The following is a 12,284-nucleotide window of genomic DNA, read 5'->3' on the forward strand; positions in this document are numbered from 1 at the left end:
GGTTTCAGGGAAGGTCGGCTATATCTTATAATTAGGTATTTATCTTAACCCAACCCAGCTAAGGTAAATGCAGCCCAGTAGTAGGGGTTAGCAAAAGGAAATTCTTGTAAGTTGAGGCTGGCTAAAATGGTTTTTTGGTCATTAATTTGTTTCAGGTTTTCGGGAGTTTTCACCTGCTCAAAATAGCTCTCTAATTCGGGCTGGTAAGTTGCCATTAACTCGGTTTTGGTTAAACTTCTGAGTCGAATTTGAGCCTGTTTTAGGGCTTCTAGGGGGCTTAATTCTTGACGATATTGATAGTAGAATTGGCTAAAAATGGCGGTGGGAATTTCTCCGGCTGACCATAGGGGATAAATAACTGTTGTGGCTCCCATACCCAGAAAGGCACTACTAAAGTTGATGAATTGTTGATCTATTAGGGAAGAGGTGCGGTTTTGGTCTGAAGCTGTTGTATAGGTCTGACAGCGGGAAATGAATACTTCTAGGATTTGGGGCGATCGCATATTGAACAGGTCTTGTAGAGATATAGATTCTGTGCCTAAATTGAGTTGAGAGGATAGGGGATTATCCATATTAAAGCTCATGGGATTTCCGATATATAAAACCTGGGCAGATTTCAGTAATTTTTGATACTGATTGAGGTTAATATTGTCATTTAGCAACTGTTCTGAGGGGATAGAATAGCGTTGAGCTAAGGCTGCACATTCATAAGTTGCTAGTAGTGAGGTAGGTTGAGAATTGCCCATTAATCCCCATGGGGTTGAGATGTTTAATGCTGTGATCGGAGACTGAGGCTGAGACTGGCGGGCTTCTCTAACTTGACGGGATAAATTGAGAATATGGCTACTGGGGGCGATTCTGACCCGGAAGCGATCGCCTAAAAATTCCTCGCCGCCAGTAATTGGTAAAGCGACAAACGGACAGCGATGTAAGACTAAATTCGGAATAATTAGCAGTTCGTCAACTTCCACAAGATGTTCACTAATTAGGCGGTCTATATCCAGACGTTGAGCCAATTCTGCCAACATATCTTTCATGCGATCGCGGCTATTTTTGGGAGTTTCTATATCCAATTTTAGCCAATAATTAGTCAACCAAGTTTCTAAGCTGTCGCCTGGTTGTTCAGGACATATATGCAGGGCAATTTCTACGGTGTTTGTAGCTGACCAAGCATCATCATTGCTGCTCTGTTTTACTATAAAAATATAGGCGCATTTTTCCGATGTATAGAAACTTAATAAAGCCGTTCGAGAATGTATGAAAGTCTGTAGGATTTCTTGACTCCACGGTTCAACTCGCAGCAGACCAGCCAGGAAGGGGTCTAGGGAGCGGATCTGATTAATCAATTGGTCATTTTGAGTGGCTAAACCATTGAGTGTAGCCGTTTCCGCCCGGAATATAGCAATACTATTCATCCGAATTCCTGCTGCGGCAAACTGTTTCATTTCATCGGACTGACGGCGAAAATGGAGGGTGTCAATTTGCTGCTGAAGCCGTTGATATTTTTCGACAAGTTCAGTTAATTGTTGATCTATTCCGGCATAATTATTAGACAGCAAGCGGACTAAATGTTGAATGCGGAAACGTTCCCCATATTCAAAAGCTAACTGCTGCTCATTAGCATTAATACAGGTCTGCACCATGCGACTATATAACCCGGCGACTTCCCTAGTAACTTCGTGGCGATGAGTGGCGGGAATAATATTTGTGTAACTGTTTTCTACAGTGTCAATGGCTCGACTATAACCTGATATAGCCAAGGACCAATTTTGTTGCGAAAAGCCGATATCCCCCAGATGTCTGGCTGCTAGTAAACAGTGCATAGGAAGGGTTAAAGGTGTGGTTTTTTCTAAACTTTGTTCAAAGGCTTGAATCGCATTATCAAAGTCTTTAATAGTTTGGTATGTTTGACCTAAATTATTAAGGGCTTTGACTTCTTGGCGCAGGTCTCCGGTTTCTTTGGCGATCGCTAAGGCTTGTTGATAGTTGTCAATGGCATTCTGTGCTTCTCCTTGGCGATAATAGGTATCGCCTAAATTGAGTAAAGCGATTATTTGTCCTTGGCTTGACTGCATTTGTTGTGTTAACTGGAGATGCTGTTTATGGTAGGCGATCGCTTGCTCTAAATCTCCTTTAATTTGATAGGTCATCCCCATATTACTCAGGCTATTTGCCACCCCAAAATTATAATTAATACTGCGGGCAATTTTCAGGGCTTGATGGTGGGTTGCCGTGGCGTTATCATACTGTTTGATGGCAGTATATGCACTTCCCAAACTAGCTAAAAAGCTGGTTTCTCCGAATTTATAACCTAATTCCTCGGCTTTTTCGGCGGCTTTTTTCGTATGGGCGATCGCTTCTTCGTAGCGCCCCAAAGTAGAGTATAATTGACCCAAAGAACCCAGCACATTGACCTCCCCAAAACGATAGTTAATTTTTTGGGTAATTTCTAAAGCCTGCTGATAGCCAAACAAGGCTTGATCATGTTGACCAATAGCATAGCAAACATGGGCAAGACTGCTGTAGGCGTTGGCTTCTCCCTGGGGATATTGAGTTTTTCGGGCTACAGCTAAACACTGTTGATGGGCGGATATAGCTTGTTCATATTGTCCTAAAGAATGATAGATATTACCTAATTTACCCAAACAATTAATCGCCCCGCGATGGTTATTGACTTCCTGATAAAGAATCAGGGCTTCTTGCCAAGATTTAAAGGCTTCCTGGAATTCATTATTTTGGAACTGTTGAACTCCCTGTTTGAAAAGTTCCTCAGCTTGGGATTGTTTAGCTGTAATTTGTTCAGGAGTTAGGACAGGTAACTCAGGTTTTGGTTGGTCAGAAACTTGGGAGGATGCTGTGGTCGCCACTGCTGGTACAGGTTGAGCGACGGGTTGGGGTTGTGGGGCTGGAATTTTCTGCTGAATGAGAGTCGAGACATTGCCAAACTCTTGAATTTGAGTGGCTATTTCTGTTAATCGTTGGGCATCTTCTTCACAATTTCGCTCTACAAGAACTTGGCAAACTTCCTGTAAAAATGGCACAAAATCCTCGTCAATTACGGCCATATTGCCTTGGAGGACTTGCAGATATTTCTCTGGAGAGTATACAAGCAAACTGTAAACAATTTCGTAGTAGGCTTGCTGAAGATGTTCATCCATTGCGATCGCGATTGATTGTTTAGGTCGGTTTGGCACTTGGGGTACAGAGCCAGAGATTATGGGAACACTCCCGACAAGATCTCCCCCTCGAATTTTACCAAGATTAATAGCTATTTACCACAGACTTGATCTGATTTCCGTTAATTGTTCCTATTCTCCACCGGGATGGTTGCACTAGGGAGAAGGAGAATGGGAGGAATGAGTCTAGGAATAGTGTTCGGCAATTCTCTAACTGCTAAATTGCTGGGAATAGAAATAAGCATAACGACCACCAAGTGCTAATAATTCAGTATGGGTCCCGGATTCGGTAATTGTACCATGTTCAACTACTAAAATGCGATCGGAGCGGCGGACGGTGGCTAATCGGTGGGCGATAATAAAAACGGTTCGACCCTCCATGAGTCTTTCTAAGGCTTGTTGAATTAGGGTTTCTGATTCGGAATCTAGGGATGATGTCGCCTCATCCAGAATTAGGATTCTGGGGTTTAATAAGACAGCCCTGGCGATCGCAATTCGTTGTCTTTGTCCACCGGATAAGTTAACTCCCCGTTCCCCTACTATGGTTTGATAACCTTCGGGAAATTGGCTGATAAAATCATGGGCGTTAGCGATTTGGGCGGCGGATTTTACTTGTTCAATATTATAATCAGTTTGACCAAAGGCAATGTTTTGGGCAATATTACCAGAAAATAATGTCACTTCCTGGGGTACTATGCCAATTTGTCTACGGAGACTGGGAAGGGTGACATCTCGAATGTCTATATCATCAATCAGAATTTGCCCCTGTTGGCGATCATAAAATCTAGGGAGGAGGCTAACAATTGTGCTTTTTCCGGCCCCTGATGCACCGACTAAGGCTACCATTTGCCCTGGTTCTACTAAGAGATTAAAATCGACGAGAACGGGCTTATTAGGGGCAGAATCTTGGCTGTAATTATGGCTGTTTTGTGTAAAGGTGGGATAGGTAAAGCTGACATGACGATATTCAACTTTTCCTTTGACGTGAGGAAGGGCGATCGCATCAGGTTTTTCTATGACGTTTGGCTGAATGGCGAATAGTTCAAAAATGCGATCGCAGGAGGCTTCTCCCTGTTTGAAATCACTATAATTACTGGTGGTTAAAGCAATCGGATCAATCAATAAAGCTACGGCGGTCACATAACTAATAAAACCTGTTCCGGTTAGCTGACCTTGGGAAATTTGCCAGCCTCCTAAGAAAAACAAAAAGACTACACTCATAGCTTCCAAAAACCCCACTACTACAAACTGTAGGGCTTTAATTCTTTCCGCCAAAAATTTCGCCTGTCGGTTATGTTCTGCTTCTAGGGAAAATCGAGATATTTCGTAATCTTCGGCGGCGAAGGCTTGCACTAAACGGATGCCGCTAAATACTTCCGTCAAGAGGGCGGAAAGGTTAGAAATACGGGTTTGACTTTGGCGGGTAAAGGCGAGGAGTTTTTCCCCAAACCAGCCAATTAATAGCGCCATCAGAGGGGCAATAATTAGGGTGGCTAGGGTTAGTTTCCAGTTCAGATAAAGCATATAGCCGAGAACGACTATTAGCTGCAAAATGCAGGGGATAAATTGATGAAATAATTTGTTAATGACTTCGCCAATTTTATCTATATCTTCGGTGAGACGATAGGATAAGTCTCCGGTTTTGGCGGTTTCAAAGTAACCAACATTTAGCCGATGAAGATGACTATATACTTGTTTTCGCAGGTCTAGGGCGATGCTTAGGGCTGCTTTGGCCATCAGGGTATCTTGACCATATTGGACAGTTCCCCGAATTAGAAATATAATGGCAGCAACCCCAGCAATTTGGGCGATCGCTTCTACATCCCCCCGACCAATATATCCGGCTATTTGACCCATTAGCCAAGCTAATAGCGGCCAAAATGCGGTAAACACGAGGGTACAGGTTAGGGCTTTGGTGATCGTTCGTGACTGGGGACGAACATAGGGCAATAGTTGCCAGTAACTTGATGATTGTTTCAAGGATGCCACAGATATTAATACTATTTGTTTAGGATATCAGTTGTTAAGTCTCTGGAATTTGCTAATTGTCAATTGAAGTTGTAATCAAATATGAATTTTCGATTGTTTTAGCTGATTTTACCCGACAACATGAATAATAAACTTACTCAACAACAGTTAGATCAGGTGATTGCTGAGGTTGAACGCCTATCGCAAATGCAGGAAACTGAACTCGATCGCCAACAGGTCCAAGAAATTCTGGAGGAATTAAATTTACCTACTGAAAATCTTGATCAGGCGCTGATGCAGGTTCGCCGTCGGGAAGTCTTGGCGGCAGAAACCAAGCGAAACCGAATCTTGATGATAGGATTGGGATTAGCTTCTGTAGCTATTGTCGGTGGCGGTTCCCTGTGGTTTTATCAACAACAACAGGCGATCGCCCAAGTTTATGCTAACCCAAATCAAAGCCGTTTGACCTTAGAACGATTCGACCGGGTTAGTCATTTTGACATCATAGACCCTCAGAACTCCCCCACAGTTTACTATCAAGTTAGGTTACAACAAACTCCCAAGGGTCGTCAACTAGAATTAGGATGTAATTGGATTAATCCTTTAGGTCAACTCGCCCACCAAAATCGCTATCAAACTCGTACAATTGATAAGAATGTCTGGAATACTCGCTGTCGCCATCAGTTGGGTCCGACTTCACCACCGGGAACTTGGCAGGTGGAAATGTTTTTAGGCGATCGTATTTTAAGCCAATCAGAATTTATCGTTAAATAACAGCAGTTAAATCACATTAATAATTAATGAATATCACTGAAGCCAAAACCATCAACCCTAACCAGTCTCAAAACTTGCCTTTTTCTGCCGATTTAGCGCAAAAACTACTAGATATATATGGTTCGCCTCTGTATGTATATGATGCTGAGATTCTCCAGGAGACAATTAACCATATTGGTGGGGCTGTTAACTATCCAAAAACTCGCTTTAAATTCGCTAGTGTCACCAATGGCAGTATTGCCTTACTCAAGATTTTTCAACAGGCTAACTGGGGACTCCACGCCAATACACCAGGAGACGCATTTTTAGGACTCAAAGCTGGCTTTCATCCCCAGCAAATAGTTTATAGTGGCAGTAATTTAAATCACCGGGAGTTTCAATTATTATTAAACTGGGGAATCACTACCTATAATTTAGACAGTCTCGACCAACTCCAGCTATTTGGGGAAGTTTTCCAACAACTAAAACCTGATTTTTTGCCTAAGTTAGGATTTCGGCTAAATCTGCCGAAAATTAATGGTGATAGTCGCATTGGTGTTAATCCCCAGGAATTTCCAGAAGCCATCAAAATAGCCTCATCTGCTGGCTTAAAAATTAGCGGACTGCATTTTTATCGCGGCACTGGCACTAATGCAACTTCCTCTTTTACCCAGGTTATTAAACCCCTGTTAGCTATCGGTCAGCAGTTACCAGATTGGCAATATCTGGACTTTGGCGGTGGTTTTGGCTACCCCTATCAACACCAAAAATCAGCCTTTGATTGGCAATTGTTCGGGGAACAAATCACGGCAGAACTTAATCAACTTGACCGAGAAATTGATTTAATTATTGAACCAGGAAGGTCGGCGATCGCCTCCTGTGGAACCCTATTAACTCAAGTAGTCTCAACTAAATGGCAATCTCCAAAACAGATAGTGGGAGTTGATACCACAGTTGCTAATTTATCCGTTCCCTCAGTCTATGGAAATTATCGAGAAATTGTGCCATTTTCTGATACACCCAACCATTATATTACTGATGTTTGTGGGAATACAACCTACTCCCGCGACTATCTGGGAAAAAATCGCCAACTTCCGCAACTTAAACGGGGAGATATCCTCGCTATTTTAGACTGTGGCGCTTATGGTTACGCCATGTCTTCCCACTTTCTGCACCGACCTCGACCAGCGGAGGTCTTACTAAAACAGGGAAAACATCAGTTAATTCGCCAACGGGAAGATTATAATATTCTCTTAACCCAGCAGGTAGATATTTAAGTTAAAATCAATTGGCTGCCAGGTTTAATTATCAAACAATCAGATTATGAAGTGTATCAATTGTGGTATCGAGAATAACTTTAAAGAACGCACCGCCTATGGTGGCAGATGTAAAAGTTGCGGACATCAATTTGTATTTGAACCTAAAACAGGTTCTCCCTTTAGTGACCCCGGCTTTCAGAAATATATTGAATCAGTTTCAGGTCCGGGGAATCTTTTATTCACCAAAAAACAATTAATCTACTTTTTTGAACGCAAATTAGGCCGAAAGAAGAAATTTACCCCCTATCCATACGCCATACTATTCCTGATTATATATTTTTGGGTAACTATTTTATTTTCTGTGCCACTCCTGGTTTCGTTCATAACTTTGAAGATATTGTCGGCACAAATAAAGTCAGAAAATCAAACCGTATCATTGCGTAAACAACAGGCGAGATTTTTGCAATTTATCGGTTTATTTGAGATATTTGCATCAGTAATATTGCTGATTATCAATCCCAACAGTATCAGATTTATAATTTTCCTACTGAGTGTAGGTCTGGGTTTATTTATGATATATATAGGAGAGAGTCGTCGTCAAATGCTTAGTCATGCTGTTGACAAATTTCCGATGGCATCAACAGAATTAGATACTTGGTTAAATCTCTGGAGTGTAGTTAATGGTCCCATAGGTAAACTCTTACCACCTCCCAAACAATCAGAGAGTAATGCTGTGCTTAGTCCTGACATTACCTCCTATAGTTTCGATCGCCTGATGGTGTGTGATAATTCGGCGATCGCTCAATTTTTAATTGCTAATAACTTTCACTTCAATCACAATTGTGCAATTGTCAGTATTACTGGATACCCTGAAAATATTTTTTCCACCATCTTAGAAATGGCTAAACGCAATGCCGAATTAGTAGTTTATGCCGTCCATGACGCTACTATTCGGGGTGTCTCCTTAACCCATCATTTGCGGAATACCCCTCAATGGTTTGCCAACACTACTATACCTATTTATGACGTAGGTTTAACACCCCAACAAGTTTTAAATAGTAAAGGTTTCTTTATCCGTAATTCTGAGACATTCGAGGCACAATCACAAGCCATCTCTTCCGAAATTCGCACCACCCTATCACCGGAAGAAATAGCATGGTTAGAAGCCGGAAATTTTGTCGAATTAGAATCATTACCACCAGCCAAACTCTTACAAATTCTCAGCCGACAATTTAACTTAAACTCTACTAAGTGGTCAGATGACACTACCAGTAGTTATAGCACAGTTGATGGCAGAACATCTACAGATATCGCTATCTTTGCTTCTTCGAGTTTCGGTTAAATCACCACCCCTTGAATGCCTAAAATTATCAAATCCGTGAAACCCCTAAATTTGTCTAAATCTTTAATCCGGGTAATCCTGATAATTTTAATAACCTGTGGATTAACCATAGCCGCAATTCCGCCTGTCACCATACACCAAACAGCCGTTAGTGCGGAACAGGAAATTCGGGGAGTATGGATAACCAATGTTAGCAGCGGAGTTCTGTTTTTTCCCTGGGGAATAAACCGCGCCCTAGACCAATTATCTACCCTTAATTTTAACACAGTTTACCCAGTAATTTGGAACCGAGGCACGACATTTTTTAAGAGTGCAGTCAGTCGCAGAGTCACCGGACAATCCCAAGATTCTCTACTACATATCAGCCGACTAGGACGAGATATCCTGTCGGAAATTGTCATCGAAGGACATAATCGCGGATTACGAGTAATTCCCTGGTTAGAATATGGTTTTATGGCTCCCATCAATTCTCAGTTAGTCAAGAGACATCCCGAATGGGTAACAACTACCAAAGATGGTAGGCTAATACTTCCTAGATATACCACGGAACCAGAGCCGGTTAATGCCAGATTATTTAATCAAATTCGGAGGCTGTTGCTATTAAGTCCGATTCGCAATGTTTGGCTAAATCCTTTACATCCAGGAGTCCAGAGATTTCTGGAAGATTTAATCATAGAAGTGGTGATGAAATACAATATAGATGGTATTCAACTTGATGATCATTTCGGTATTCCGGTTGAGTTTGGTTATGACCCCTATACGGTCAGCCTTTACAAACAGGAACATCAGGGAAAATCTCCCCCAGATAATCCCCAAGACCCGGAATGGCGGCGGTGGCGTTCTAACAAAATTACTGACTTTATTGAACATTTAGTTACAACTATTAAAGCCACGAAACCTGATTGTATTGTTTCCCTATCTCCTAATCCATACGAATTTACCTATAATGTTTATTTACAGGATTGGTTAACTTGGGTCAATCGTGGCTGGATAGATGAAGTTGTGTTACAAGTTTATCGCAATAGCTTAGAAGGATTTATCAAAGAACTGGAACACCATTCGCTGATTACTACTCAACAAAAAGTTCCCCTAAGTATCGGTATTTTAAGCGGTACTTTGCATAATCCTGTGGCGATTAAGGAGATTGCTGCACAGGTGCAAGAAGTACGCGATCGCCATTTAGATGGTGTATGTTTTTTCTACTGGGAAACACTCTGGAGTTACCTAACGCCTGATTCACCAAAAAAACGTCGTCAGGTGTTTGAGATGATGTTTTCAGAATCGATTGTAGACTAGAGTTTTTAGGTGGATTTCCCATCAGATTGGTTGAGACGTTTCTGCCATTCTGCATCAATTTTATCAGCGTTAGCAGCTTCTTGGTCAAGCATATCGGTTTCTGTGGTATAAGCCAAATCCTGATTGCTAATGACGGTTTCTGCGGCGAATTTTCGGGCATATTTTAACTTTTGTTGAAGGGTATCATCAGCTTGATTTAAGGCGATCGCATGAGACTGGCGGTATTCATTACGCACGGCGATTTTACCATTGCGCCACTGTACCCAAAAATATCTAATTAAAGGGACAATCATAAAACCCGCACCATAGGCAAAAAGTAGGGGATAAATTATCTCCACAAATGCCACTAAGCCACCCATTTGTGCTGCTATTGCGCCATCTTCTAGTAAATGACCTAAAATCAATGCGCCGACGAAATTAACCGCACCTAAACCCGCTGCTAACATTAACTGATTAGAAGTAGCATTGCTAAACTTCCAATTATTTTCTTTGAGGTAGGCGGGGACGGGTTGGGGTCGATATTTAGTGGCAGTGGTTTGTAATTCGGGAAAATGATATACTAACTGTCCTTGGGGACTCACTTCTGGCTGTCCGTTAAACCTAGTTAAAACTGGCAGCATATAGTCCTCAAATTCCTGGGAATATGCGTTACCCAAATTATCCAAATAAGGGGCAATTTGTTCAGCTACTACTGCACCTTGATTATTGCGAATTACTGTGGCGATTTCCTGCCAACGCTGCGCTTCTAAATTATAGTTAGGGTTGCCATCTCCAAACAGGAAAGAAAACACGACTTCAAAGAAGTTCATTTTCTCTTTCTTCTGTTTCTTGGTAATCTTCTGTTGCTGGCGATAATAATTGCCATTATCCCAACTCAGGAATGAGAAGGAGTTAGGGTGAAACCAAAAGTGGGGAATAAAAATGAGGCCGCGACCACGGGAACCGCCGCCACCACCGCCGCCACCGCCACCGTTGCGATTAGAATCGCCAAAAAATAGAATCGCTGCAATGGTTATAAAAATTAGGACTATGGACACCAATAACATAATCCCAAAGGAAATGCGAATTAAATAAAATAGTATTCGCCAGACTTTTTGCCACCATTCATAAACTCTTAACCGCCAATATCGATTTCGCATGACAGCGCGAAAATTCTGGGGAAATAGGAAGGCAATATCCCCAGACTCAGCTACTTGTAGGTGTCCTCCGGCTTCTGATGCTAGGGCTAAAAGTTGCTGTTGAGCGAGGTTAACTTCAAGGCCAGCTTGAATGGCGACATCAGCGCTACTGACGCGATATCCCAGCTTTTCGACAGCTTCAATAATAGCGGGGGAACTAGCAGAATTAAATAGGTTAGACATGATTAAATCTTGACATATTCCTAGTGATTTCTATTTACCCATTGATATGATCGTTATGGTTTAGGGGTGAGCATTGGCAAAACCTGCTGTCAGCACTTACCCATATTGTAGTCTATAATCAAAGAGTTTTGAAAATATTATTGGTTAATGTCTGATTGGAATAATTGGGCAATCATTAAGATATACAATAACTGCAAATAAGTTATTGATGCTCATGAAAGTTGGATTAATTGGAACCGGACTTATGGGAGGACCGATCGCCCTGCGACTATTGGAGGGGGGATTAGATGTAGTCGCCTATAACCGCACTGCTGCTAAATTACAGCCTCTTGAGGATAGGGGAGTAGCGATCGCCTCATCGGTAAAAGATGCGATCGCCTCTTGTGATTGCACTATTTTGATGTTAGCAGATGCGCCCGCCATTGAAAATACGGTACTATCCGCTGATATTCGCCCACACTGGCGGGGTCGCGCCGCCATCCAAATGGGTACTATTGGCCCACGGGAAAGCCAAGCCATCAGAGACAAAATAGTTGCTGTAGGGGGGGAGTATATGGAGGCTCCGGTTTTGGGTAGCATTCCCCAGGTAAAATCCGGTACACTTCAGATTATGGTGGGGGGAACTGGCGAACAGTTGCAACGGTGGGAGAAAGTCCTTGCACCCCTGGGGGAGGCGATGCTAATTGGGGAAGTCGGTGCGGCGGCGGCTGTGAAATTAGCCCTCAATCAACTAATTGCGTCCCTCACGGCGGCCTTTGGCTTGAGTCTCAGCTTTATTCAGCGTCAGGGTGCAGATGTTGAAATTTTTATGAAAATTCTCCGGGATAGTGCGTTATATGCGCCGACCTTTGATAAAAAGCTACAACGCATGGTTGATGGGAATTATGCCGATCCCAATTTTCCGACTAAGCACCTGTTAAAGGATACTAATTTGTTTATCAATGAAGCGATCGCCTCTCAGTTAAATGTCGCCGGACTATCGGGGGTGCAAGAGATAATCGCACAGGCAATCACCAATTTAGATTTGGGCGACCTGGATTATTCGGCATTAGTAGAAAGCATCAGAAACCCCATTTAATTATATCATAAAATATCCCCCAATAGTATTTTTTAACTACTGGGAGATATA

The 12,284-nt window shown here is 42.3% G+C and carries 8 protein-coding genes; 5 read left to right on the forward strand and 3 right to left on the reverse strand.

What is annotated here, in order from left to right; genetic code table 11:
- Positions 1-44 precede the first annotated feature (44 nt).
- On the reverse strand, positions 45-3,158 hold the full coding sequence (locus tag N39L_RS33090) for a CHAT domain-containing protein (protein ID WP_014277554.1): 3,114 nt from the start codon (positions 3,156-3,158) through the stop codon (positions 45-47).
- Positions 3,159-3,386: 228 nt separating this feature from the next.
- Positions 3,387-5,165 carry an ABC transporter ATP-binding protein gene (locus N39L_RS33095; RefSeq protein WP_014277555.1) on the reverse strand — a complete coding sequence of 593 codons (1,779 nt, stop codon included), beginning with the start codon at positions 5,163-5,165 and terminating at the stop codon, positions 3,387-3,389.
- 120 nt (positions 5,166-5,285) lie between these two features.
- On the opposite strand from N39L_RS33095, the gene N39L_RS33100 reads away from it, so the two are divergent.
- The 4 genes from N39L_RS33100 to N39L_RS33115 are packed head-to-tail and all read left to right on the forward strand — an operon-like array spanning position 5,286 to position 9,794.
- A complete protein-coding gene (locus tag N39L_RS33100) occupies positions 5,286-5,918 on the forward strand; it encodes a hypothetical protein (RefSeq protein ID WP_014277556.1) in 633 nt (210 codons plus the stop codon).
- Between the two features lie 26 nt (positions 5,919-5,944).
- Positions 5,945-7,174 carry a diaminopimelate decarboxylase family protein gene (locus N39L_RS33105; RefSeq protein WP_006619849.1) on the forward strand — a complete coding sequence of 410 codons (1,230 nt, stop codon included), beginning with the start codon at positions 5,945-5,947 and terminating at the stop codon, positions 7,172-7,174.
- Positions 7,175-7,220: 46 nt separating this feature from the next.
- The gene (locus tag N39L_RS33110) at positions 7,221-8,498 is read left to right on the forward strand and encodes a hypothetical protein (RefSeq protein ID WP_006619848.1); all 1,278 of its coding nucleotides are present in this window, start codon (positions 7,221-7,223) and stop codon (positions 8,496-8,498) included.
- 15 nt (positions 8,499-8,513) lie between these two features.
- On the forward strand, positions 8,514-9,794 hold the full coding sequence (locus N39L_RS33115; protein WP_006619847.1) for a glycoside hydrolase family 10-like protein: 1,281 nt from the start codon (positions 8,514-8,516) through the stop codon (positions 9,792-9,794).
- Positions 9,795-9,799: 5 nt separating this feature from the next.
- On the opposite strand, the gene N39L_RS33120 is transcribed toward N39L_RS33115, so the two are convergent.
- Complete coding sequence (locus N39L_RS33120; RefSeq protein WP_014277557.1) at positions 9,800-11,155, reverse strand: hypothetical protein; 1,356 nt, start codon at positions 11,153-11,155, stop codon at positions 9,800-9,802.
- A 208-nt stretch (positions 11,156-11,363) separates the two neighbouring features.
- On the opposite strand from N39L_RS33120, the gene N39L_RS33125 reads away from it, so the two are divergent.
- The gene (locus tag N39L_RS33125; RefSeq protein ID WP_081471261.1) at positions 11,364-12,233 is read left to right on the forward strand and encodes an NAD(P)-dependent oxidoreductase; all 870 of its coding nucleotides are present in this window, start codon (positions 11,364-11,366) and stop codon (positions 12,231-12,233) included.
- Positions 12,234-12,284: the final 51 nt, after the last annotated feature.

It is taken from the genome of Limnospira platensis NIES-39 (assembly GCF_026000695.1).
GTDB classification, from domain to species: Bacteria; Cyanobacteriota; Cyanobacteriia; order Cyanobacteriales; family Microcoleaceae; genus Limnospira; species Limnospira platensis.

Coding starts and splice junctions, on each gene's coding strand:
- N39L_RS33090 (WP_014277554.1), bottom strand. CDS start 3,158: ATGGATGAACATCTTCAGCAAGCCTACTACGAAATTGTTTACAGTTTG.
- N39L_RS33100 (WP_014277556.1), top strand. CDS start 5,286: ATGAATAATAAACTTACTCAACAACAGTTAGATCAGGTGATTGCTGAG.
- N39L_RS33105 (WP_006619849.1), top strand. CDS start 5,945: ATGAATATCACTGAAGCCAAAACCATCAACCCTAACCAGTCTCAAAAC.
- N39L_RS33110 (WP_006619848.1), top strand. CDS start 7,221: ATGAAGTGTATCAATTGTGGTATCGAGAATAACTTTAAAGAACGCACC.
- N39L_RS33115 (WP_006619847.1), top strand. CDS start 8,514: ATGCCTAAAATTATCAAATCCGTGAAACCCCTAAATTTGTCTAAATCT.
- N39L_RS33120 (WP_014277557.1), bottom strand. CDS start 11,155: ATGTCTAACCTATTTAATTCTGCTAGTTCCCCCGCTATTATTGAAGCT.
- N39L_RS33125 (WP_081471261.1), top strand. CDS start 11,364: ATGCTCATGAAAGTTGGATTAATTGGAACCGGACTTATGGGAGGACCG.